The organism is Brevundimonas sp. SL161 (assembly GCF_049896985.1).
Lineage (GTDB): Bacteria > Pseudomonadota > Alphaproteobacteria > Caulobacterales > Caulobacteraceae > Brevundimonas.
Map to the genome: position 1 here is coordinate 14,942 of NZ_JAFCVJ010000016.1, position 21,352 is coordinate 36,293.

The 21,352-nt window shown below is 68.7% G+C and carries 23 protein-coding genes; 6 read left to right on the forward strand and 17 right to left on the reverse strand.

Translation table 11 applies throughout. The features are described 5' to 3' along the window. Position 1: 1 nt before the first annotated feature. On the reverse strand, positions 2–631 hold the full coding sequence (locus ACP7AU_RS11870; RefSeq protein ID WP_426038605.1) for an ankyrin repeat domain-containing protein: 630 nt from the start codon (positions 629–631) through the stop codon (positions 2–4). A gap of 115 nt (positions 632–746) precedes the next feature. Between ACP7AU_RS11870 and ACP7AU_RS11875 the strand changes: the two genes are divergently transcribed. After that, the gene (locus ACP7AU_RS11875) at positions 747–1,601 is read left to right on the forward strand and encodes an HAD family hydrolase (protein ID WP_426038606.1); all 855 of its coding nucleotides are present in this window, start codon (positions 747–749) and stop codon (positions 1,599–1,601) included. Here the strand turns inward: ACP7AU_RS11875 and ACP7AU_RS11880 are convergent. The 10 genes from ACP7AU_RS11880 to sdhC all read right to left on the reverse strand — a co-directional run bounded on the left by ACP7AU_RS11880 (position 1,598) and on the right by sdhC (position 9,056). Continuing rightward, positions 1,598–2,962: an ATP-binding protein gene (locus ACP7AU_RS11880; RefSeq protein WP_426051527.1), complete on the reverse strand. Its 1,365-nt coding sequence runs from the start codon at positions 2,960–2,962 to the stop codon at positions 1,598–1,600. The two genes, ACP7AU_RS11875 and ACP7AU_RS11880, sit on opposite strands and share 4 nt — an antisense overlap. Next, the gene (locus tag ACP7AU_RS11885) at positions 2,955–3,632 is read right to left on the reverse strand and encodes a response regulator transcription factor (RefSeq protein ID WP_426051528.1); all 678 of its coding nucleotides are present in this window, start codon (positions 3,630–3,632) and stop codon (positions 2,955–2,957) included. Before ACP7AU_RS11885 ends, ACP7AU_RS11880 begins: the two co-directional genes overlap by 8 nt. Positions 3,633–3,672: 40 nt before the next feature. After that, on the reverse strand, positions 3,673–3,996 hold the full coding sequence (locus ACP7AU_RS11890; RefSeq protein ID WP_426051529.1) for a PepSY domain-containing protein: 324 nt from the start codon (positions 3,994–3,996) through the stop codon (positions 3,673–3,675). A 105-nt stretch (positions 3,997–4,101) separates the two neighbouring features. Further along, complete coding sequence (locus tag ACP7AU_RS11895; protein WP_426038608.1) at positions 4,102–4,434, reverse strand: PilZ domain-containing protein; 333 nt, start codon at positions 4,432–4,434, stop codon at positions 4,102–4,104. Between the two features lie 24 nt (positions 4,435–4,458). Continuing rightward, the gene (locus ACP7AU_RS11900; protein ID WP_426038609.1) at positions 4,459–5,241 is read right to left on the reverse strand and encodes a kinase; all 783 of its coding nucleotides are present in this window, start codon (positions 5,239–5,241) and stop codon (positions 4,459–4,461) included. 41 nt (positions 5,242–5,282) lie between these two features. Beyond that, positions 5,283–5,603: a 2Fe-2S iron-sulfur cluster-binding protein gene (locus tag ACP7AU_RS11905; protein WP_426038610.1), complete on the reverse strand. Its 321-nt coding sequence runs from the start codon at positions 5,601–5,603 to the stop codon at positions 5,283–5,285. A 3-nt stretch (positions 5,604–5,606) separates the two neighbouring features. Continuing rightward, a complete protein-coding gene (locus ACP7AU_RS11910; protein ID WP_426038611.1) occupies positions 5,607–6,404 on the reverse strand; it encodes a succinate dehydrogenase iron-sulfur subunit in 798 nt (265 codons plus the stop codon). Between the two features lies 1 nt (position 6,405). Continuing rightward, positions 6,406–8,190 carry a succinate dehydrogenase flavoprotein subunit gene (gene sdhA, locus ACP7AU_RS11915; protein WP_426038612.1) on the reverse strand — a complete coding sequence of 595 codons (1,785 nt, stop codon included), beginning with the start codon at positions 8,188–8,190 and terminating at the stop codon, positions 6,406–6,408. 9 nt (positions 8,191–8,199) lie between these two features. Next, positions 8,200–8,604 carry a succinate dehydrogenase, hydrophobic membrane anchor protein gene (gene sdhD, locus ACP7AU_RS11920; RefSeq protein WP_426038613.1) on the reverse strand — a complete coding sequence of 135 codons (405 nt, stop codon included), beginning with the start codon at positions 8,602–8,604 and terminating at the stop codon, positions 8,200–8,202. Continuing rightward, the gene (gene sdhC / locus ACP7AU_RS11925; RefSeq protein WP_426038614.1) at positions 8,601–9,056 is read right to left on the reverse strand and encodes a succinate dehydrogenase, cytochrome b556 subunit; all 456 of its coding nucleotides are present in this window, start codon (positions 9,054–9,056) and stop codon (positions 8,601–8,603) included. The genes sdhD and sdhC overlap by 4 nt, the downstream gene beginning before the upstream one ends. 211 nt (positions 9,057–9,267) lie before the next feature. On the opposite strand from sdhC, the gene ACP7AU_RS11930 reads away from it, so the two are divergent. Then, positions 9,268–9,849: a hypothetical protein gene (locus tag ACP7AU_RS11930; RefSeq protein WP_426038615.1), complete on the forward strand. Its 582-nt coding sequence runs from the start codon at positions 9,268–9,270 to the stop codon at positions 9,847–9,849. 146 nt (positions 9,850–9,995) lie between these two features. Here the strand turns inward: ACP7AU_RS11930 and ACP7AU_RS11935 are convergent, their stop codons facing one another. Both ACP7AU_RS11935 and ACP7AU_RS11940 read right to left on the reverse strand, forming a co-directional pair. Then, positions 9,996–10,412, reverse strand: coding sequence for an HIT domain-containing protein (locus tag ACP7AU_RS11935; protein ID WP_426038616.1), 417 nt, complete (start codon positions 10,410–10,412; stop codon positions 9,996–9,998). Further along, positions 10,412–11,305, reverse strand: a complete 894-nt coding sequence (locus tag ACP7AU_RS11940; RefSeq protein ID WP_426038617.1) for an SIMPL domain-containing protein — start codon at positions 11,303–11,305, stop codon at positions 10,412–10,414. The genes ACP7AU_RS11935 and ACP7AU_RS11940 overlap by 1 nt, the downstream gene beginning before the upstream one ends. 197 nt (positions 11,306–11,502) lie before the next feature. On the opposite strand from ACP7AU_RS11940, the gene mdh reads away from it, so the two are divergent. Beyond that, entirely contained in the window at positions 11,503–12,465 is a 963-nt protein-coding gene (gene mdh, locus ACP7AU_RS11945) for a malate dehydrogenase (protein ID WP_303694706.1), read from the forward strand. 224 nt (positions 12,466–12,689) lie between these two features. Further along, on the forward strand, positions 12,690–13,757 hold the full coding sequence (prfA, locus tag ACP7AU_RS11950) for a peptide chain release factor 1 (RefSeq protein ID WP_426038618.1): 1,068 nt from the start codon (positions 12,690–12,692) through the stop codon (positions 13,755–13,757). 65 nt (positions 13,758–13,822) lie between these two features. Here prfA and ligD read toward each other — a convergent pair whose 3' ends face one another. The 3 genes from ligD to greA form a co-directional block, all read right to left on the reverse strand. Then, a complete protein-coding gene (gene ligD / locus ACP7AU_RS11955) occupies positions 13,823–16,375 on the reverse strand; it encodes a DNA ligase D (RefSeq protein WP_426051530.1) in 2,553 nt (850 codons plus the stop codon). Between the two features lie 33 nt (positions 16,376–16,408). Then, positions 16,409–16,576 carry a hypothetical protein gene (locus ACP7AU_RS11960; protein WP_425990210.1) on the reverse strand — a complete coding sequence of 56 codons (168 nt, stop codon included), beginning with the start codon at positions 16,574–16,576 and terminating at the stop codon, positions 16,409–16,411. A gap of 211 nt (positions 16,577–16,787) precedes the next feature. After that, a complete protein-coding gene (gene greA / locus ACP7AU_RS11965) occupies positions 16,788–17,264 on the reverse strand; it encodes a transcription elongation factor GreA (protein ID WP_426038620.1) in 477 nt (158 codons plus the stop codon). 221 nt (positions 17,265–17,485) lie between these two features. On the opposite strand from greA, the gene ACP7AU_RS11970 reads away from it, so the two are divergent. Both ACP7AU_RS11970 and ACP7AU_RS11975 read left to right on the forward strand, forming a co-directional pair. Then, positions 17,486–18,721 (forward strand): NAD(P)/FAD-dependent oxidoreductase, encoded by a 1,236-nt coding sequence (locus tag ACP7AU_RS11970; protein WP_426051531.1) that lies wholly within the window; start codon positions 17,486–17,488, stop codon positions 18,719–18,721. Then, complete coding sequence (locus tag ACP7AU_RS11975) at positions 18,718–19,866, forward strand: serine hydrolase domain-containing protein (RefSeq protein ID WP_426038622.1); 1,149 nt, start codon at positions 18,718–18,720, stop codon at positions 19,864–19,866. Before ACP7AU_RS11970 ends, ACP7AU_RS11975 begins: the two co-directional genes overlap by 4 nt. Here the strand turns inward: ACP7AU_RS11975 and ACP7AU_RS11980 are convergent. Then, on the reverse strand, positions 19,851–21,347 hold the full coding sequence (locus tag ACP7AU_RS11980) for an MFS transporter (protein WP_426051532.1): 1,497 nt from the start codon (positions 21,345–21,347) through the stop codon (positions 19,851–19,853). The genes ACP7AU_RS11975 and ACP7AU_RS11980 overlap by 16 nt on opposite strands. Between the last annotated feature and the right edge of the window lie 5 nt (positions 21,348–21,352).

The following is a 21,352-nucleotide window of genomic DNA, read 5'->3' on the forward strand; positions in this document are numbered from 1 at the left end:
CCTAGCTGCGGGCGCCGTGGTCGATCAGCCAGGCAGCGACATCGGCGTGTCGATAGCGGCGCGCCTGGCTGATCGGCGATCGGACTTCCGTGCCACCCGAAGCGAGAGTGACCGGCACCGCCAGGTTGACGTCGGCGCCGGCCGCGACGAGCCGCTGGACGACCGACAGATGACCCTCGCGGGCGGCGTTGATTAGGGGCGTCTCGTCGTCCGGGACAATCGCGTTCACGTCGGCGCCGAGGCCGATCAGATAGTCCGCCATCTCGATATGGCCGCTGGCCGCAGCGGCGATCAGGGGGTTGCCATCGCCCTTCATTGGACGGTCGATCTCGGCGCCATGTTCGATCAAAAAGCGGGCCATGGTCAGGTCGCCGTTGCGGGCGGCCATGATCAGTGGCGTGCCGTCGTGCTCGCGGCCCGCATCGACGTCGGCACCGTGGGCGATGAAGACCTCGGCTGCGCGGACATCCCCGGTGCGCGCGGCGTCCAACACCCATGCTCCGGAGGCCGGCAAGGTCGCGGGCTCTGGTCGGGACGTCTGGGCGGAAGCGTGGATCGCCACGCCGCACAGGAGGGTGGCGACGATCCCAGCGGTGGTCAGGGGGCGGACGGAAAGCGTCTTCGGCGACATGGGAAGCTCCGTAGCGACAACTGACTATGACAGAGGTCGCAGGGATGGCTATTTAAGGATTGGTCATCTTCGCCCCCGCTGGCGCGGTGATAGGCGGCGGAATAAAGGACCGGGCATGACGAAGCTCCTCAAGACCGCCCTGATCTATGATTTCGACGGGACCCTGGCGCGGGGGAATATGCAGGAGGTCACTTTCATTCCCTCGGTGGGGATGGGGATCGGCGACTTCTGGGGCGAGGCGGACCGGCTGACCAAGTCGGCCGATGGCGACAACATCCTGATGTATATGCAGCTGATGCTGCAGCGGGCGCGGCACAGCGACCAGCCGATCACCAAAAAGCTGCTTGCCGAGCACGGCCAGGACGTGAAGCTGTTCGACGGGCTGAAGTCGGACCTGACCGGCAAGGGCTGGTTCGAGCGGATTGACGCCATCGGCGCGAAATACGGGCTGGAGATCGAACACTACATCATCTCGGCGGGTCTGGAGGAGATGATCGACGGCTGTCCGATCCGCGACGCCTTCCACCACGTCTTCGCGTCGAAATTCGCCTATGACGACCACGGGGTGGCGATCTGGCCGGCGGTGGGGGTCAATTACACGACCAAGACCCAGTATCTGTTCCGCATCAACAAGGGCGTCCTGAACCACTGGGACCACGAGCGGATCAACCGGTTCACTGCCGACGAGGACCGGGCCATTCCGTTCGAGCGGATGATCTTCCTCGGCGACGGCGACACCGACGTGCCGACCATGAAGATGATGCACACCAAGGGCGGCTTCTCGATCGCCGTCTATGATCCCCGGAACTCGGAGAAGGATCAGAAGAAGATCTATTCGTTGATCTCTGAGGACCGGGTCAATTTCGTCGCCGCCGCCGACTATCGCGAGGGCCAGCCGCTGGACCTGATCGTGAAGGGGTTGATCGGGCGGATCGCGATCAACGCCGGGACGATGCCGAGGATCGACTAGAGAGCCGCCTCCGGCGCGCGACGCAGCGACAGGCGCACGGTCAGGCCGGGCTGCGCATCCCCCAGAGCGATGCTCATGCCGTGAAGGTCGGCGATGGCAGCGACCAGGGCCAGACCCAGGCCATTGCCCTGCGACGTCCGGCTGGCGTCGCCCCGATAGAAGCGACGGAAGACCTTGTCGCGCGCCGCCTCGGGCACGCCCGGTCCGCGATCAGAGACCACGACGTCGACGCGATCGCCCAGGGACGTCAGGGCGACCTCGATCGGCGTGCCCTCCGGCGTGTGGCTCAGGGCGTTCTCGATCAGGTTGGAGATCAGCTGGGTCAGCAGCTCCGGGTCGCCGGAGACCGACCGATCCGGTTCAATGCGCGCGGTCAGGCGGCGGCCCTGATCCTCGGCGGAAGGGGTGAAGGCCTCCGCGACATTGGCCACGATGCGACTGAGGTCGACACGCTGGAACCCGGCCTTGCGGGCGCCGGCCTCGATCTGGGCGATGCGCAGCAGGGCGGCGAAGGTGGCGAGGATCTCGTCGGTGTCCTCGACCGCGGCGTCCAGCGCGGACTGATAGAGGGCGATGGCCTGAGGTCCGTTGCGCACGGTCTCCAGCCGCTGGCGCAGGCGGGTCAGGGGCGTGCGCAGGTCGTGCGCGATGTCGTTGGAGACCTGCCGCAGGCCCTCCATCAGGCTCTCGATCCGGTCCAGCATGGCGTTCACATCCATGGCGAGGCGGTCGAACTCGTCGTCGTTGGGCGACACCGATACCCGCTCGGACAGTTCGCCGCCCACGATCCGTCGCGTCGTGCGCGTGACCATGCCGATCCGGCTGCGGAACAGAATACTGGTGGCCGCCCCGCCCAGGATCGCCAGGATCGCGGTCAGGCCGCCCGCCCAGGCGAACGACCACCGCATCTCGCGCTGCAGGGTGAGCAGGTCCCCTGTGTCGCTGGCCACGACCAGGACACCGCCCTGCACATTGGCCCGGACCGCCATCATCGGCAGGGGGGCGCCGTTCGACTGGATCAGGGTGATGTCAGAGAGGCCGAGCGGCGTGTCGGCGAGGCGTTCGTCACCGGCCATGACCCGGCCGTCGGGCCCGATCAGAAGGAAACTGTCGGGTCGGTCCTGATCGTCCGCGTCCTGGGCCGACAGGTGTTCGAGAATTTCCCCCAGCCCGTCTTCGTCAGCCTCGCGCAGCAGGTTGACCGACTGGGTGTGGACGATCTGGCGATGGCGCGCCTCGTCATACCGGGTGACCAGGACATAGACGGCGCTGAGCAGACCAGCGGCGGACACCGCGAAGATGACGGCATAGACGGCCGCCAGCCGGAACGCCGCGGAGCTGAGCAGGCGTGACCTAGCCACGCAGGCTGTATCCCGCGCCGCGGACAGTGTGCAGCATCGGAGCTCCGAACTCGCGGTCGATCTTGCCGCGAAGGCGGCTGACATGGGTCTCGACGATGTTCGTTCGGGGGTCGAAATGGAATTCCCACACCTGTTCCAGAAGCATGGTGCGGGTCACGACCTCTCCGGCATGGCGCATCAGCACCTCCAGGAGGCGGAACTCGCGCGGCTGAAGTTCGATGGGGCGTCCCTCGCGCGTGACGGCCCGTCGCAGCAGGTCCATTTCCAGCGTTCCGACCTTCAGCGTCGTCTCGTGCCGCCGGGCCGAGATGGCCGGGCGGCGGGCGAGGGCGGCGAGGCGCGCCGACAGTTCGGAGAAGGCGAACGGTTTGACCAGATAGTCGTCAGCCCCGGCGTTCAAGCCCTCCACCCGATCGTCGATGCCGCCCAAGGCGGTCAGCAAGAGGATGGGGACCCCGGACCCGGAGGCGCGCAGGGCGCGGACGACCGCCAGGCCATCCATGCCCGGCAGCATCCGGTCGACCACCAGGACGTCATGTCCCGGCTCGAGCGCGAGAAAGAGCGCGGCACGTCCGTTGCCGGCGTGATCCACCACATGACCCTGCTGACGCAGGCCATCGCAGACGTAGTCGGCGATGCGGGGGTCGTCCTCGACGACGAGAACCTTCATGTCTGAATCCCGTCGAAACGGCGTGACGCGCCCATCATGCTCAGTCGCGGTCTATGGCGATCTGCAGCACCCGTCCATCGGTCGCGCTGACGATGACGTCCTTCAGGTCGACCTCGGTGGCAACCGAGACCTCGTAGTAGGCGCCGGTGTGGTCGATTTCGAGGGTCGCCTCGATCGCCTTGCCGACCGCTGCGGTCTCGGCGGCGGTAACGGCCTGGGACAGGGAGATCGGCGCGGCGCGGGCTGCAGCGACCTCGTCCGCCTCGTCTCCATACTGGACGGCGGCGAAGGCTGCGCCGCCGACGGCGGTCAGGACCAGGGCGCCGAAGGCGACGGGGAGGAATTTGCGAACGGTCGTTTTCATGTGAGGGCTTCCTGTGGTTGGAGCCCTGTTTCTAGTGATCGACGGTTTGGAGCCGCATGTCTCCGACTATACGGATCGCCAATGTTGAGCGCCGCCGGGCGAGTGTCAGCGCCCGCCGGCGCGGATCCACGCTTCGCGGGCGGGGAGCAGGCGGGAGGGAACGAGGCCGCGCAGGGCGGACTGGCCCTTGAGCGTGAGCCCGGCCTCCGCGCCCTTGCGCCAGGCGACGTCCGCCTCGGTGGCGAGGCCCGCCGCAACGTCCACAATGGTGACGCGGGCGGGCAGGGAAAGCTGACGGTCGGTTCGGACCTTGAGGCCGCCCGCCGAGGTGTCGACAATCACGCAGGCCATCTCGATCCCGGGCGCGACCAGGACGGCGCGCGCGTTCGTGGGCGAGCGGGGCTGGAGGCGACGGTCGATGGGTTGGGTCAAGGCCACGGTACTCAACGCGCGGCGGGCGCTTCAGGTGCCGCCATGGTCCCGGATGTGAAGCACGGCGCGGTCTTCGTCCAGTTCGATGACGCTGTCCGCCGTGACGCCGCCGGCCAGCATATGGCGGGTGATGCGCTCGAAGGCCTGGATGAAGCGGGCCAGTTCGGTGCGGCGGGCCTCTGGCACGGCGGCAGGACGGATGCCGAGCAATCCCGCCTCCTGTTCGACCCGCCAGTCGAGGATGCGGTCGAAGGTCGGGGCCTTGAGGAACAGCAGGGCGTCGAAGGTGGCGAACAGGCGGGCGTAACGGGTCGCCAGTGAATGGTTGATCGCGCGGCGCCAGACGGCGTCCGGGTCGTCGATCCGCTCGAGGTCATTGATCGGGACGGCCAGTTCGGGCTCGTCCTGAGGCGTCGCGCCGAGGCACCAGCCTTCCAGCAGGACAGCGCGGGCCCGGCCGGTGAAGACGGGCCAGTCCGCCTCGGCCCGGCGGTCGTCCGCGAGCTTGTCGAAGGCGGGAATCGCCGTGCTGTCCCCTGGCCCGGCGGCGCGCAGGCGGGCCAGGGTCTGATCCAGCAGGTCGAGGTCATGGGTGCCGGGCGGACCCCGGACAGCGAACAGGGGGTGGACGCGGGCGGCGAGGTCGGCGCGCTCGGCGCGGGTCAGATAGACGTCGTCGAGGGACAGGGCGGCGCAGGACAGGCGCGTCGCCGCCTCGGCCGCCAGGGTGCTCTTGCCGCTCCCCTGGGCGCCCGCGATGGCGATCAGGGGGAGGTGGCCCGGCCGCGCGTGGCGGCGGATCAGATCGTCCACGGCCAGGATCAGCCGGGGTTCGACGATGCCAGACTCTGGGGTCAGTGCTGGTTGGCCGGCAGGCGCACGATCAGGCCGTCGAGGGCGTCGGAGACGCGGATCTGGCACGACAGGCGCGAGTTGGGCTCCACCGCCTCGGCGAAGTCGAGCATCGACTCTTCCATGGCCGAGGGCTTGCCGGTCGCCTCGCGCCAGGCCTCGTCGACATAGACGTGGCAGGTGGCGCAGGCGCAGGCCCCGCCGCAGTCGGCGTCAATGCCGGGCACACTGTTGCGGACCGCCCCCTCCATGACGGAGAGGCCCGACTTGACCTCCACGGCATGTTCGCGGCCGTCGTGCTCGATGTATCTAATTCTGGCCAAGGATCAGGCCGCCTGCTTCTTGCGTCCCGGGGCGATCATCAGCTTCTTGGTCTCGGCGATGGCCTTGGCCGGGTTCAGGCCCTTGGGGCAGACCTGGGCGCAGTTCATGATCGTGTGGCAGCGGTAGAGCTTGAACGGGTCCTCGAGGTCGTCGAGCCGCTCCTGGGTCTTGTCGTCGCGGCTGTCGGAAATCCAGCGATAGGACTGAAGCAGGGCCGCGGGACCCAGGTACTCGGTCTGGTTCCACCAGTAGCTGGGGCAGGAGGTCGAGCAGCAGGCGCACAGGATGCATTCGTAGAGGCCGTCGAGCTTCGCGCGGTCCTCGGGCGACTGCAGACGCTCGGTGGTGGGATCCGGATCGTCGGACTGGAGGTAGGGCTTGATCGAGTCGTACTGGGCGTAGAACAGGGTCAGGTCCGTCACCAGATCCTTGATCACGGCCTGGTGCGGCAGGGGGCCGATGGCGATGGTCGAGGACGAGCATTCGTCCCAGCCCTTGGTGCAGGCCAGGGTGTTGCGGCCGTCGATGTTCATCGAGCAGGAGCCGCAGATGCCCTCGCGGCACGAGCGCCGGAACGACAGGGTCGGGTCGATCTCGTTCTTGATGTGGATCAGGGCGTCCAGCAGCATCGGGCCGTGGTCGTCGGCCGAGACCTCGAAGACGTCCCACGAGGGGTTGGCGTCGACGTTGGGGTCATAGCGATAGACCTTGTAGGTCTTGACGTTCCTGGCGCCGTTGGGAGCCTTGTGGACCTTGCCCTTGGTCGGGGCGGAGCCGCGCGGGAGGGTGAGTTGAACCATCTCAGTAAACCCTCGCCTTGGGCTTGATGTACTCGATGTCGGACGACATCGTGTAGGTGTGGACCGGTCGGTAGTCGATCGCGACGTCCTCGCCGGGCCTCTTCCAGGCCAGGGTGTGCTTCATCCATTCGTCGTCGTGACGGTCGGGGAAGTCCTCGCGAGCGTGGGCGCCCCGGCTTTCCTTGCGGTTGGCCGCGCTCTCGATCGTGACCAGGGCCTGGTCGATCAGGTTGTCGTATTCCAGCGCCTCGACCAGATCCGTATTCCAGATCATGCCGCGATCGGTGGTCTTGATGTCAGCCGAGCGGGCGGCGATGTCGCGCAGCCTGGCGACGCCTCCGTCCAGGGTCTCGCCGGTGCGGAACACGGCCGCGTCGGACTGCATGGCGTGCTGCATCTCGTTGCGCAGTTTCGCCGTCGACTGGGAGCCGTTGGCGAAGCGGAAGCGGTCGAGGCGGGCCAGATGTCCGGCGGTGGCCGAGGCCGGGGCAGCGGGGACCGGGGCGGCCTTGTCGACCACCTCACCAGCCCGAAGGCCGGCGGCGCGTCCGAAGACGACCAGGTCGGTCAGGCTGTTGGAGCCCAGACGGTTGGCGCCGTGGACCGAGACGCAGGCCGCCTCGCCCACGGCCATCAGGCCCGGGACCACGGTGTCGGCGTTGTCGCCGACCTTGGTCAGGACCTCGCCGTGATAGTTGGTGGGGATGCCGCCCATATTGTAGTGGACGGTCGGGATGACCGGGATCGGCTCCTTGGTGACATCGACGCCGGCGAAGATCTTGGCGCTCTCGGAGATGCCCGGCAGGCGCTCGTGCAGCACCGCCGGGTCGAGGTGATCCAGGTGCAGGTTGATGTGGTCCTTGTTCGGACCGACGCCGCGACCCTCGCGGATCTCCATCGTCATGGAGCGGCTGACGACGTCGCGTGAGGCCAGATCCTTGGCCGACGGGGCGTAGCGTTCCATGAACCGCTCGCCCTCGGAGTTGGTCAGGTAACCGCCCTCGCCCCGGGCGCCCTCGGTGATCAGACAGCCGGCGCCGTAGATGCCGGTCGGGTGGAACTGGACGAACTCCATGTCCTGCAGCGGCAGGCCGGCGCGCAGGACCATCGCATTCCCATCACCCGTGCAGGTGTGGGCCGAGGTGGCCGAGAAATAGGCGCGGCCGTAGCCGCCGGTGGCCAGGATGACGAGCTTGGCGCGGAACTGGTGGATGGTGCCGTCGTCGAGCTTCCAGGCCGTGACGCCCGTGCATTTGCCGTCCTGCATGATCAGGTCGAGGGCGAAATACTCGATGAAGAACTCGACCTCGCGGCGCACCGACTGGCCGTAGAGGGTGTGGAGGATGGCGTGTCCGGTGCGGTCGGCGGCGGCGCAGGTCCGCTGGACCGGGCCCTCGCCGTAGTTCTTCGTCATGCCGCCGAAGGCGCGCTGATAGATCTTGCCTTCGTCGGTGCGCGAGAAGGGCACGCCCCAGTGTTCCAGTTCGTAGACGGCCTTGGGGGCCTCGCGGACCAGATATTCGATGGCGTCCTGGTCACCCAGCCAGTCCGACCCCTTGACGGTGTCGTACATGTGCCACTTCCAGGAATCCTCGCCCATGTTGCCGAGCGCGGCGGAGATGCCGCCCTGGGCCGCCACGGTGTGGGAGCGGGTCGGGAAGACCTTGGTGACGCAGGCGACCTTGAGTCCCTGCTGCGCCGCCCCGAGGGCCGCGCGTAGGCCCGAGCCCCCGGCGCCGACGACGACGACGTCGTATTCGTGATCGACGATTTGATAGTCAGCCATTTTTTTCGATCAGATCCCGAAACCGGCCGGCAGCGGCGCCGAACCCAGCGCCAGCCGCACGATGAAGAAGACGCTGGCGGCAGCCAGCGCGAGGAAGATCAGGTTCAGCAGGCCCAGCAGCAGGGCCTTGTTCCCCGGACGGTGGATGTAGTCCTCGACGATCACCTTCCAGGCCAGGCTGGCGAAACCGAAGAAGACCAGGGCCGTGACGATCAGCAGCCCTGCGTTCAGCCGGCTGGCGAACCACTGGAGGACGACGTCGTATCCGGCGCCGGCCAGGGTGAAGGCGGTCGACAGCAGCCAGACGCCGAGCGGCATCATCAGGGCCAGCAGGATCTTTTCCAGGGTCCATTCCCCGGCGCCGTGGCGCTCGGAGACCCGGACGCCGTTCTTGTACTGGGCCTGGGCGCTCACAGCGAAACCCTTCCGGTGGCGAACAGGGCGACCCAGAACAGGATGGCCAGGGGGACGGGGCCGTAGACGGCGATCGAGGACAGCCGGTCGGCGGACGTGATCGTCAGGCCGGCGCCGGTGTCGTTGATCAGGTGGCGACCGCCGTTCAGCAGGAGCGAGGCCAGCGCCACCGTCAGGCCGAAGCCGACGAACAGGCCCAGGGGCGAGCCCGCCAGATCGAGAGCGGCGGCATAGGCCTCCGGTCCGAAGGCGGCGGCAGCGATCCAGGCGACGACGAAGATCGCGCCGACGCTGGCCGCGCCGATGGTGACGCGGAATAGGATCGAGGCCGTCATGGTGATGTGCCAGCGCCAGGTCTGCAGATGCGGAGACAGGGGACGTGGGCGGCCGTTGGGCTGGGGGACGAAGCGACCGGTCTGGTCGTCGGCCGCGTCGCCGGTAGGGTTCGACATGCGAATGGTTCTCAAAAAACTGAGACGGAACAGGCGTCAAGCGTGAGTGGCACTGGCTTTACGGACGGTGGCAGGCCGGTGTCAACGCGAGGGTGCAGTGCAAAACGGGCTTGCCGGCACCCTCATCCCGCACTGCGGGGGGCCGATCACGATTTCGCGTGTCGCACGTCGGCGCTGGCCATCGCCTCCGCGAGACGACAAGCTGCCCCCCATGGTCGTTTTCGCACTGATTTCGCTCGCCGTTTCCTCCGCTGCAGTGACGGGGCAGTCGGCGCCCGTGGCCTATACGGCCCAGGTCTATCAGGCGCCGGTGGTGCGACCTTTCGAGCCACCGTCGAATTTCGGCCGTGTCACGGAGGAAGGCGACGGCGGGGGCGATACCCGCCTTCGCGTCATTACGGCCCCGGTCTCGGTCGAGGCCTACCGCCGCAGCTACGAGCATGCGCCCTCGCGGGCGGACAATGCCTACGATGCTGGAGTCAACAACGCCGAGCGCAGCATGGACGCGCGCATGGGGCCGCTGGACGGGCGCTGGCTGCTGAAGGACGGCGAGGGGCGGACGCTGATGACCGTGTCCCTGATGGACCAGGGCGAGACCAGGCCGCTGGAGGGCGGCTATCGCACCGCCGACGCCACGGCCGAGGTCGGACCCCTGACGACGGCGGAACGGTCGGCGGGCGTTCTGGTGCTGGAGATGGGCGGCGGACGACTGTCGCTGCAGTCTGCGGGCGAAGGCTGGAGCGGCGTGTTGGCGCGCGGCGACCGCGAATGGCCCGTTACGCTCGTTCGCTGATTCAGCCCAACCCCGTGCATCCCCGCGAAGGCGGGGACCCAGTGCTGTGGGCAACAGGGGGCGCCAGGTGCGCGTTGACCGTGATCCCGCGCACCGAGGTGCAGCCAAAACCGGGGTCCCCGCCTTCGCGGGGATGCACGGAAATCTTATGCGAGATCGATCAGACCGAGAGCGCGGGCTCTCGCGGCCGGATCGTAGGGTTCAGCCGGACCCCGACCCCAGACAGGATCCGGCCACAGGCCGTCGTCGCGGCGGCGGCCGACGACATGCAGGTGCAGCTGGGCGGTGACGTTGCCGAGGGCGGCGACGTTCAGCTTGGCGATGGGCTTTCCCGCCGCCCCGGCCAGGGCGCGGACGATCGCGCCGGCCCGGATCGTCTCCTCCATCAGGACTGCGCGATCGGAGACCGGGAGATGCTCCAGCTCGGTCGCGCCCGCGACCCGGGGGATCAGGATCAGCCATGGGAAACGGGCGTCGTCCTGCAGCCGGACATGACACAGGGGCCAGTCGGCGGCGAAGACGGACCCGGCCGCGAAGGCCGGGTCGACGACGAACGCCGCCACTAGTTGAGGCCGTAGACCACGCAGGCCTGGTCGGTCAGGACCTGGAGCGGGGGCTGAAGCGCCAGTCGCGCCGCCTCTATCTGGGCTTCGCTGGGCGCGCCGCCGGCCATGGGGGCGGGTGGCGGCGGGGGCGGCGCCATGGCCATTTCGGCGCGGTTTCGGCTGCCGGTAACGACGATTTCGTCCACCGTCGTGGCCTGTGACGCGCCCGAGCCATAGGACGGCCAGCCGGCGAGGACGTCGGTCTGGCAGGCGCGGCCGGTCGGATCGATGACCCGCACCGAGCCGAGGGTCGCGCCGGCGCTCTCGGCGGCCGCGCGCGCCCGGTTGGCGGCGTCGCGCACGGCCTCGCGGGCGAGGTTGGACTTGGCGACATTGTCGGGCTCCAGGCTGAAATAGACCTGGCTGATGGAGTTGGGCTGGGAGGCGACCACGGTCGCGTAGATCCGCTCCAGCAGGGCCGTGTCGCGGACCGACAGGCTGACGGTGGCCTGGGCCTGATAGCGTTCGATGCGGTCGGCGCGGGTGTTGTCGCGCAGGATCCCGTTCTCGTCGCGATACTGATCGTAGAGGGGCTGAGTCGTCAGGCTGGTCTCGACGCGGACTTTTTCAACGCCATAGGCGGCCAAGGTCTGTGACAGGGCGCGGACCTGGTCGGCGGCCTTCCTCGACGCCTCGGCGACGCTTCGGTCCACGACCTCGAAGGTGGCGTTGAAGCCGGCGCGGTTGGCCTGGAGCTCGACCCGGACGTAGCCGATCGAGGCGATGACCGGATCGCGCATCCACCAGGGGGCGGGGACATACTGCTGGCCGATGGTGGCGGGGGGCGTCTGGGCCATTGCGGGCGCGGCGACGGCGGATAACAGAAGGGCGGCGGCGAACTGTGCGCGCATCGGTGTCGGCTCCTCGTCTGTGAGGCGGCGACCGTCGCAGGACGCCCGCCGCCGGTAAACCCCCGCTTCCCCGCTTGCGACCATGCCGCACCGGGTCTAGACCGCCGCCCGACGGTTTCTGACATCGCACTGCACAACCCGGCCTCAAGTCGCGCTCAGCGCGGCCGGCCCATGACAAGCCCCTGACGGAGAACTCCATGGCTCGCGCGAAGATCGCCCTCATCGGCGCCGGTATGATCGGCGGCACCCTGGCCCACGTGGCCGCGCGCGAAGCCCTGGGCGACGTGATCCTGTTCGACATCGCCGAGGGCACGCCCCAGGGCAAGGCGCTCGACATCGCCGAGGCCACCGCTGTGTTCGGCTCCTCGGTCTCGCTGAAGGGCGCCAACGCCTATTCGGAAATCGCGGGCGCGGACGTCTGCATCGTCACCGCCGGCGTGCCCCGCAAGGACGGCATGAGCCGTGACGACCTGGTCTCCATCAACCTGAAGGTCATGAAGGCCGTCGGCGAGGGCATCAAGGCCCACGCCCCGAACGCCTTCGTCATCTGCATCACCAACCCGCTCGACGCCATGGTCTGGGCCCTGCAGAAATTCTCAGGTCTGCCGCACGAGAAGGTCGTCGGCATGGCCGGCGTGCTGGACTCGGCCCGTTTCGCCTACTTCCTGTCGGAAAAGACCGGCGTCTCGGTACAGGACATCCACGCCTGGACCCTGGGCGGCCACGGCGATGACATGGTGCCGATGGTGCGTCACTCGACCATCGGCGGTCTGCCCCTGCCCGACGCGGTTTCGGCCGGCTTCCTGTCGCAGGCCGATCTGGACGCCATCGTCACCCGCACCCGCAAGGGCGGCGGCGAGATCGTCGCCCTTCTCAAGACCGGCTCGGCCTTCTACGCCCCGGCGGAATCGGCCATCGCCATGGCCAAGTCCTATCTGCTGGACCAGAAGCGCGTCCTGCCCTGCGCCGTCTGGCTGTCGGGCGAATATGGCCTCAAGGACCTCTATGTGGGCGTGCCGGCCCTGATCGGCGCGAACGGCGTCGAGAAGATCGTCGAGTTCACCACCAACGACGAGGAAAAGGCGATGTTCGAGAAGTCGGTCGCTTCGGTCCAGGGTCTGCTGCAGGCCTGCAAGGATATCGAGCCCTCGCTGGCTTGACCGACCCGGTCCCTCTCCCCCTGCGGGGAGAGGGCCTGGCACCCGCGGGCAAGGCGGAGACCCGGGCCATCCGGGCGTCCGTGCGTAACCGTTGTGAGGCCGACGCCCGCCGCACACAGCGGTCATAACCGTGCGTGAACGGCCCGGGACACGCACGCGCATCGACACGGCGAGGCCCGACGGAGTAAGACCGCGCCTCGCTTCCGCCGATGGATACCCCGCCCTTGCGCCTGCCCCAGTCCAAGCTCGACCAGGTCCTGGACCGCTTTCATCAGGTGGAGGCCCGCATGGGTGCGGCCACCGACGGCCAGGAGATCGTGCGCCTGTCGAAGGAGCACGCCGAGATGAAGCCGGTCGCCGATGCCGTCATGGCGCTGGCGAAGACTCGGGCCGAGATGGCCGACCTCGAGGCCATGGCCGCTGACCCGGAAATGGCCGACATGGCCGCCGATGAGCTGCAGGTCCTCAAGGACACCCTGCCGGACATGGAGCGCGACGTCGCCCTGCTGCTGGCCCCGCGCGACGCCGACGAGAACGCCTCGGCCGTGCTGGAAGTGCGCGCCGGCACCGGCGGGGACGAGGCCGCCATTTTCGCCGGCGACCTGTTCCGCATGTATTCGCGCTACGCCTCCACGCGCGGCTGGCGCGTCGAGCTGGACAGCGCCACCGAGGGTGAAGCCGGCGGCTACAAGGAGATCATCGCCACCGTCACCGGCGACGGCGTGTTCGGACGACTGAAGTTCGAGAGCGGCGTCCACCGGGTCCAGCGCGTGCCGCAGACGGAGACCCAGGGCCGCATCCACACCTCGGCCGCCACGGTCGCCGTCCTGCCCGAGGTCGAGGACGTCGAGATCGACATCCAGGACAAGGACATCCGCATCGACACCTTCCGCGCCTCCGGCTCGGGCGGCCAGCACGTCAACAAGACCGATTCCGCCGTCCGCATCACCCACTTCCCGTCCGGGATCGTGGTGACATCTTCGGAGAAGTCGCAGCACGTCAACCGCGACAAGGCGATGAAGAACCTGCGCGTCCGCCTCTACGACCAGCAGCGCCAGATGAAGGACAACGCCCGCTCCGACGCCCGCAAGTCCCAGGTCGGGTCGGGCGACCGGTCGGAGCGCATCCGCACCTACAACTATCCGCAAGGGCGGGTCAGCGACCACCGCATCAACCTGACCCTGCACAGCCTGCCCCAGATCTTGGAGGGCGACCTCGATCCGCTGCTCAACGCCCTGATCGCCGAGGATCAGGCGGCGAGACTGTCGGATCTCGAGGCGGAGTTCGCCTAGCTCTCTTTCGTCATCCTCCGGCAAGCCGCGCCTTCGCGGCGCAGACCGGGGGATGACGAAAGACGTCAGAGCACCCTCTTCAGCACCGGCTTCAAACTCACTGCCCCCGCCCTGAACCCGGCCCACGGGTCCGGCTTCTTCAGCAGCGCCGGCCAGGTCCTCAGGTTGAACGCCTTCGGGTCCAGCCCCGATTTCACCTGCCCCCAGCTCAGCGGAAACGCGATCCCCGCCCCCGGACGGGCGCGCGGCGACCAGGGCGCGACCGCCGTCGCCATCCGGCCGTTGCGCAGATAGTCGAGGAAGATCTTTCCGCCCCGCGCCTTCTTGGCCAGGGTCGTGGTGAACCGATCCGGCGCATCCAGCCGGACCTGTTCCGACACGGCCCTGGCGAAGGCCTTGCACTGGTCCCGCTCAATCCGGCTCCTGGCGTCCGCCTTGATCGGCACGACCACGTGCAGCCCCTTGCCGCCGGTGGTCTTGCAGAACGGATTGAGCCCGAGCCCCTCCAGTCGCGTCTTCATCGTCCTGGCCGCCGCGATCACATCGTCGAAATCCAGTCCCTCGTCGGGATCGAGGTCGAAGGTGATCTGGTCCGGCGTCTCCGGGTCGCCCGGCGCGCAGCCCCAGGGGTGCAGCTCCAGACCGCCCGACTGGCCGATAGCGACCAGACCGCCGACGTCGACGACCCCGACATAGGGTTTGCGCTCCTTCACATCGATCAGCTTCAGCCGTGGGTTCGAGCCCGGCATGGCGTGACGCTGGAAGAAGACCTCGCCGCCGATCCCCTCGGGCGCGCGGATGATCGACACGGGCCGGTCGGCGACATGGGGCAGGATCCGCTCCGCCGCCGCCTCATAGAACTGGACCAGCTCAAGCTTGGTGATCGCCGGATGGCCATCCGCGGCGGGCCACAGCGCCCTGTCGGGATTGGAGATGGTCAGGCCCGCGACCGCCGCCCGCGCCTTGCCGGAGGGTTTCGCGGGCATTGCGGCCTCCTGCGGCGCCGTATCGACCTCGGTCGCCGGCTTGTCCTCACGAAGCCCCTTGAACGCTGCCTGCCTCAGCGAGCCCGAGTCGGTGTAGCCGCCGTGTTCGATCTCCGCGACCAGCACGGGCCTGACCCAGTTGATCCCCGGCCCGCCACGCGGCGCCCCCTTGCCGACGAAGGGCGACCTGTCCGCTGCTGCTGCCTTCAGCGCCGGCAACAAGGTCTTGAGCAATGATTGACTATAGCCGGTCCCGACCCGGCCCAGAGGCCTCAACCCATCGCCCGCCTGCGCATCGATGTCCTGAACGCCGACAATCAATGATCGAAACCGCGACCCCTCCGAGGTCCAGCCGCCGATGACCACCTCGTCGCGGCCCCGGCATTTGGACTTGACCCAGGTCGTCGACCGCCCGGCCGAATACGGCGCGCCCAGCCTCTTGGAGATCACCCCTTCCAGATCCATCCGACAGGCGCTCTCCAGCACCGCCTGGCCGGTCGAGGCGAAATGCTCGACATAGCGAACCCGCGACCGCGCCCCTTTCTGAATCCGGTCCATATAGGCCAGCAGCCGCGCCTTGCGATGCGACAGGGGCAGGGTGCGCAGGTCGTCGTCGCCCTCGAACAGCAGGTCGAAGGCGAAATAGATCAGCCCGCCAGTCTCCCCGTCCGAGATCGCGGCCTGCAATGCCGAAAAGTCTGGCCTGTGGTCCTCGGCCAGGGCGCACAGCTCCCCGTCCACCACCGCGTCCGGCCATTGCGCCGCATCGGCCGCCTGGTTGGGGAATTTCGCCGTCCAGTCGAGGCCCGAGCGGGTCCGCAGCTTTGCCTTGCCGCCGCCGATCCCGAACTGCATCCGATAGCCGTCGAACTTGATCTCGTGCACCCAGCCGGGGCCCGGCGGCGGATGATCGACGACCTTGCACAGCTGGATCGGCGTGAAGGCTGGCGGCCTGGTCGCCGTGCTGGCGAGGGCCTTTGACGCCTTCGGCCTCGGCGGCGCCTTCTGGCCGGTCTTCTTCGACGAGACCCACTCGGTCTTGCCCCCGGCGATCTCCGCCAGCGACCGGCCGGTGGTGGCCGAGGCGTCGATCTCCATCAGGGCGTCGCCCTCGCCGGCCACGGCGAACGCGTCCTTCTCCTTGATCAGCAGCCAGTTCGATCGTTTGGACGGCTTGCCGCGATCGGACTTCAGCCGGATCAGCGCCCATTTTCCGGCCAGCCGCTCGCCGTGCAGGACCATCTTGATCTGGCCCTTGCGGAAAGCCTCATCGAGGTCCGGCTCGTGCGGCTCCCAGGTTCCCTGGTCCCACATCTGCACCGTGCCGCTCCCGTAGTTTCCGGCGGGGATGGTGCCCTCGAAGCCGCCGTAGTCCAGCGGATGGTCCTCGACCTCGACCGCCAGACGTTTGACCGAGACATCGCGCGACGGCGCCCGGGTCACCGCCCACGACTTCAGGACCCCGTCGATCTCGATGCGGAAGTCATAATGAAGCCGCGTCGCCGCATGCCTCTGGATCAGATAGCGGCGGGGCGCGGCCTTCTTGCCGACGGCTTTGCGACCTTTGGGCTCGGGCGTTTCCTCGAACCGGCGCCTGGCCTGATAGGTCTCGAGCTCGCCCTTCGCCGCCATGCCGTCCTCCCAGCCCCAAGCGGGGCCGTGGAGTTAAACGGCCTGGTCTTCCGGCGGTTGCCAGTCGGGGTGATCGACGTCCTCGCCCCGCGCTTTCGCTTCCTTCTTCGCCAGCTTTGCCGCCGCCTTGCGGGCGGCCTTCTCGGCGTCCGCCTTGTCGCGTTCCATGCGTTCGAAGCCGTAGTTGGGTTTTCTGGCCATGAAGAGAGATGTCCTTTCGAGCAGAGAGCTCATTCCTGCACACCGTGCACCCCTGCCCCCGGGTCTGGCTAGAGCCAGCCCCAGGATAAACTGCGGCCGGGGTCCAGATGGAAACGTTCGTCAACGGGAACAGAAGTGGTGATGCCTGATCCCGGATGCCAGATTTCGCGGTCCTGGACCCCGACATTCGTCAGGTGCACGGAGAGATGCCTCAGTCCACCGCGATGATTTCCACAGACTGTCCGGCCACCATCGCCTCGTCACCGACGCCCTTGCCGATCAGGGCGCGGGTCAGGGGCGAGACGTGGCTGACGGAACCGTTGGCGGGGTCCGCCTCGTCCTCGCCGACGATTCGCCAGGTCTGGGTCCGCCCGTCGTCGCGCTCGATGGTCACCGATCCGCCGAAGCGCACCCGGCCGTCGACCTGGGTCTCGACCAGCTGGGCGTTGGCCCGGCGTGCGGACCAGTAGCGCAGGTCCCGTGTCGCCCGCGCCATCGCCGTCCGATCCGCCTCAATCGACCCCGACGCCTGGGCCGAGGCATAGGCGGCCCTCGCCGACGCCAGTGCATCCTCAATGGCGGCGAGGCCCGCAGGCGTCACCAGATTGGGATGGGTGGAGATGGGGCGGTCCGGCAGATCGGCGGCCGTGGCCTCCAGATCCTCCTCGCGCGTGAAGGCGACGCTCATGATCGGGAAAGCGTATGCGGGACACGGATGTTCCCGCGCAACTCTTTCCCTCCCACTTGGGGGAGGGTGGTTGAAGCGCAGCGGAGACCGGGTGGGGGCGGCAAGGAAACCCCGCAGGCCTGCATCCGCATCACCCTGCCGTCCCCACCCCGTCGCTTCGCGACGACCCTCCCCCAAGTGGGAGGGAGACGACCGTTCTCTCGCGCGTTACACCCCCGCCAATGACCACCCCCTCCGATCACGCCGTCCACATCATCGGGGCCGGTCCCTCAGGCCTCATGGCCGCCGAGACCCTGGCCAGGGCCGGCGCCCGCGTCGTGGTCCACGACCGCATGCCGTCGGTCGGGCGCAAGCTGCTGATGGCCGGGCGCGGCGGGCTCAACCTGACCCACACCGAGGATCAGCCGGCCTTTCTGGCCCGCTACGCCGAGGCCGCAGAGCCGATCTCCGACTGGCTCGAAGCCTTTTCGCCCGACGACATGACCCAGTGGGCGCAAGGGTTGGGCCAGCCGACCTTTGTGGGCTCCAGCGGGCGCGTCTTCCCGCGCGCCATGAAGGCCTCGCCCCTGCTGCGCGCCTGGCTGAACCGACTGAACGAGCTCGGCGTCGAGATCCGCACTCGCTCGCGCTGGACCGGCTGGCGGGACGAGGCCCTGACCTTCGAGACCCCCGACGGCGAACGGATCGAGCATCCGGCCGCCACCGTCCTCGCCATGGGCGGCGCCAGCTGGCCCCGGCTGGGCTCCGACGGCCTCTGGGTCCGGACGTTGGAGAGCGACGGCGTCGCCGTCTCGCCCCTGGTCCCCGCCAACGCCGGGTTCGACGTCGCCTGGTCCGACATCCTGAGCGAACGGTTCGCCGGTCAGGTGCTCAAGCCCGCCAGCCTGACCTTCGGCGAGCAGACGGTGCGCGGCGAGATGGTCGTCACCCGCTACGGCGTCGAGGGCGGGGCGATCTACGCCCTCTCCGCGCACTTGCGCGCCGTCATCGCCGCCGAGGGCTCCGCCACCCTGGTCGTCGACCTGCGCCCCGACCTGACCGAGGCGGCCCTCGCCGAGCGCCTGTCCCGCCCGCGCGGCAAGGATTCCATGACCAACCACCTGCGCAAGGCCGGCGGCCTGTCGCCCGTCGCCGTCGCCCTGCTGCGCGAGATCGGCGACATTCCGCCGGGGTTCGACAAGCTGGCCAAACGGATCAAGGCGGTGCGCCTGAAGCTGACCGGCATCCAGGGGCTGGAACGGGCCATCTCCACGGCCGGCGGCGTGCGTTTCGACGCCGTGAGTCCATCGTTGATGCTGACCGCACGGCCCGGAGTCTTCGTCGCCGGGGAGATGATCGACTGGGAAGCCCCGACCGGCGGCTATCTGTTGCAGGCCAGCCTCGCCTCCGGCGTGGTCGCGGCGCAGGGCGTCCTCGGCTGGCAGGCGTCGCAAACGGCCGATACAAGCCCCGTATGACCGTATCCGCGCCCGAGATTTCCGGCCTCTGCCCGCCCCGTTTCCACGCGGTCAAGGACGCCTTCGCCGCCAATTTCACCGACGCCCCCGACGGGCTGAACGAACAGGGGGCCCGGTTCTCGGTCGTGATCGCCGGCGAGACGGTGCTCGACCTGTGGGCCGGGGTCGCCGATCCGCGCGAGAAGACGCCCTTCACGGACAACAGCCTCGTGCCCGTCTTCTCGTCCGGCAAGGCGGTCATGGCCCTGCTGATGGCCTCGGCCGTACAGCGCGGCAGGCTGGCCTATGAGGAGAAGGTCGCCCACCTGTGGCCGGCCTATGGCGCCAACGGCAAGGCCGAGGTCACCGTCGCCCAGCTGCTGTCGCATCAGGACGGCCTGCCCGGCTTCGACGAACCCGTCGATCCCGCCATCTGGTTCGACCAGGGCGCCGTGCTCGACCGCCTGGCCGCCCAGGCGCCGATGTGGCCGCCGGGAACCGCCTCCGGCTACCACCCCGTTACGGTCGGCTTCCTCGCCAACGAGGTCCATCGCCTCGCTGACGGCCGCAGTCTGGGTCAGGCCCTGCGGCAGGATTTCGCCAGGCCGTTCGGGCTCGACCTGTGGATCGGCCTGCCCGAGGCCGAGCACGACCGCGTCGCGGCCCTTCGCAAGCCGTCGAAAGCCCCCGACCTCGGCCCCATCGACGCCATCAAGACCGCCGCCTTCCTCGACAAGGGTTCGGCCCCCGGCGGGCGCGGCTCGGCCGAGTGGCGCTCCATCGAGATCCCGTCCGCCAACCTGCACGGCACGGCCCTGGCCCTCGCCCGCATCATGGGGGTCTTCGCCAACGAGGGCGCGCTCGACGGCCAGCCCATCCTCTCCCCCGCCGTCCTCGCCGAGGCGACGAAGCCGCGCATTTCGGGACCGGACAAGGTCCTGCCCTTTGACATCACCTGGGCGGCGGGCCTGATGCGCAACGCGGGGCTCAACATCTTCGGCCCCAACCCGGACGCGGTCGGCCACTGCGGCTGGGGCGGCAGCTGCGTCATGGTCGACCCGGAGATCAGGCTGTCGGCCGCCTACGCCATGACCCGCCAGTCCCAGTATCTGATCGGCGACCCCCGGGCGCAACGATTGATCGAGGCCCTCTACACGGCCTTCTGAACCCCATGTTCTTGAATTCTGGCGGGCGCGGTCAGCAGCCCGATGACCCCGGCCAGTCCTGCGCAGACCGCGCAGGCGAGCATCACCCACTGGAAGGCCCGGTGGAAGGCGGCGACCGCCCCGTCCGGGACACGACCTTCCCCGGCCATCACCGCGCCGAGCTGAGCCCGCGCATCCGGCGCATCGACCCCCGACCCAAGGCCTGAAACAAACACCGCCGACAACAGCACCCCCAGCAGGGCCACGGCCAGCAGGCCAGCGATCCGGGCCACGGCGTTGTTGACGCCCGAGGCCACGCCCGTGTGGCCCTCCCTCACCGCCCCCATGACCGCCGCCGTCAACGGCCCGACGGCCAGGGTCATGCCCACGGCCATCACCGTCATCCCGGCCAGCGGCCCCGCCACATAGCCGGCGTCCGGCGGCATCAGGGCCAGCAGGATCAGGCCAGTTCCGGCCAGCACAGGCCCGACGCTGAGGGACAGCTTCGCCCCGAATCGGTCGGCCAGCCTGCCCGCCGCGCCCGAGAACAGCCCCATCACTGCCGCGAACGGCAGCATGGCGGACCCCGCCCCGGTCGCCGACCACCCGTGCACCCGGATCAGCTCGAACGGCAGGAAGAACATCGCCCCGCTGAGCGCGAAATAAAGCAGCAGCGTCAACAGATTGATTCCACTGAACACGGACGAACGGAACAGGCCGAGGGGCATCATCGGATGCGGCCCTTTCGCCTCGGCCCACAGGAAACCCGCCAGCAGCACGACCCCGCCAATCAATCCGCCTATCACCCCAGGGTGTGTCCAGCCCAGATCCGGCGCCGCCGTCAGCCCCCAGATCAGCGCGCCCAGTCCGCCGATGGCGAGCACTGCGCCAGGCCAGTCGAGCCCCGTGGCGCTCTCATCCCGGCTCTCCGGCACTGCCTTCAGCGCCACGACCACCGTGAGCACGGCCAGGGGGAGATTGATCCAGAAGATGAACCGCCAGTCCGCATGGTCCGACAGCCAGCCGCCGACCAGAGGCCCGACCATGCCGAACAGGGCCCCGGCCCCCGCCCAGGCCCCGAAGGCTGCCCCGCGCTCGTCTTGCGGAAAGGTCGCTCCGATCAACGCCAGCGCCCCCGGCGTCAGCAGGGCCGCGCCGATCCCCTGCGCCGCCCGCCCGGCGATCAACAGTTGCGCGGTGGGCGCGAGTCCACAGGCGATGGACGACAGGGCGAACAGGACGACCCCGATCAGGAACACCCGCCGCCGTCCGAACCGGTCCCCCGCCGCCCCGCCGATCAGGACCAGCGCCCCCAGCGTGAGCAGATAGGCGTTGGAAATCCATTGCGCCGCCGCCGGCCCCGCCCCGAGGTCACGCTGGATGGCGGGCAGGGCGACGCCGAGAGCCGAACCGTCGATGAAGGTCAGGCTGGACCCCAGCACCGTAGCGACCAGGATCCACCGCTTTTGCGCCTTCGACAGGTCTGGGTGGGCCTCCGCCATGGACG

Excerpts from the sequence above, each read along its gene's own strand:
- ACP7AU_RS11975 (WP_426038622.1), top strand. The coding sequence starts at position 18,718 with ATGACCGTATCCGCGCCCGAGATTTCCGGCCTCTGCCCGCCCCGTTTC.
- ACP7AU_RS11970 (WP_426051531.1), top strand. The coding sequence starts at position 17,486 with ATGACCACCCCCTCCGATCACGCCGTCCACATCATCGGGGCCGGTCCC.
- ACP7AU_RS11930 (WP_426038615.1), top strand. The coding sequence starts at position 9,268 with ATGGTCGTTTTCGCACTGATTTCGCTCGCCGTTTCCTCCGCTGCAGTG.
- ACP7AU_RS11875 (WP_426038606.1), top strand. The coding sequence starts at position 747 with ATGACGAAGCTCCTCAAGACCGCCCTGATCTATGATTTCGACGGGACC.
- sdhA (WP_426038612.1), bottom strand. The coding sequence starts at position 8,190 with ATGGCTGACTATCAAATCGTCGATCACGAATACGACGTCGTCGTCGTC.
- ACP7AU_RS11870 (WP_426038605.1), bottom strand. The coding sequence starts at position 631 with ATGTCGCCGAAGACGCTTTCCGTCCGCCCCCTGACCACCGCTGGGATC.
- ACP7AU_RS11960 (WP_425990210.1), bottom strand. The coding sequence starts at position 16,576 with ATGGCCAGAAAACCCAACTACGGCTTCGAACGCATGGAACGCGACAAG.
- ACP7AU_RS11940 (WP_426038617.1), bottom strand. The coding sequence starts at position 11,305 with ATGCGCGCACAGTTCGCCGCCGCCCTTCTGTTATCCGCCGTCGCCGCG.
- ACP7AU_RS11885 (WP_426051528.1), bottom strand. The coding sequence starts at position 3,632 with ATGAAGGTTCTCGTCGTCGAGGACGACCCCCGCATCGCCGACTACGTC.
- greA (WP_426038620.1), bottom strand. The coding sequence starts at position 17,264 with ATGAGCGTCGCCTTCACGCGCGAGGAGGATCTGGAGGCCACGGCCGCC.
- ligD (WP_426051530.1), bottom strand. The coding sequence starts at position 16,375 with ATGGCGGCGAAGGGCGAGCTCGAGACCTATCAGGCCAGGCGCCGGTTC.
- ACP7AU_RS11890 (WP_426051529.1), bottom strand. The coding sequence starts at position 3,996 with ATGAAAACGACCGTTCGCAAATTCCTCCCCGTCGCCTTCGGCGCCCTG.
- ACP7AU_RS11910 (WP_426038611.1), bottom strand. The coding sequence starts at position 6,404 with ATGGTTCAACTCACCCTCCCGCGCGGCTCCGCCCCGACCAAGGGCAAG.
- mdh (WP_303694706.1), top strand. The coding sequence starts at position 11,503 with ATGGCTCGCGCGAAGATCGCCCTCATCGGCGCCGGTATGATCGGCGGC.
- ACP7AU_RS11980 (WP_426051532.1), bottom strand. The coding sequence starts at position 21,347 with ATGGCGGAGGCCCACCCAGACCTGTCGAAGGCGCAAAAGCGGTGGATC.
- sdhC (WP_426038614.1), bottom strand. The coding sequence starts at position 9,056 with ATGTCGAACCCTACCGGCGACGCGGCCGACGACCAGACCGGTCGCTTC.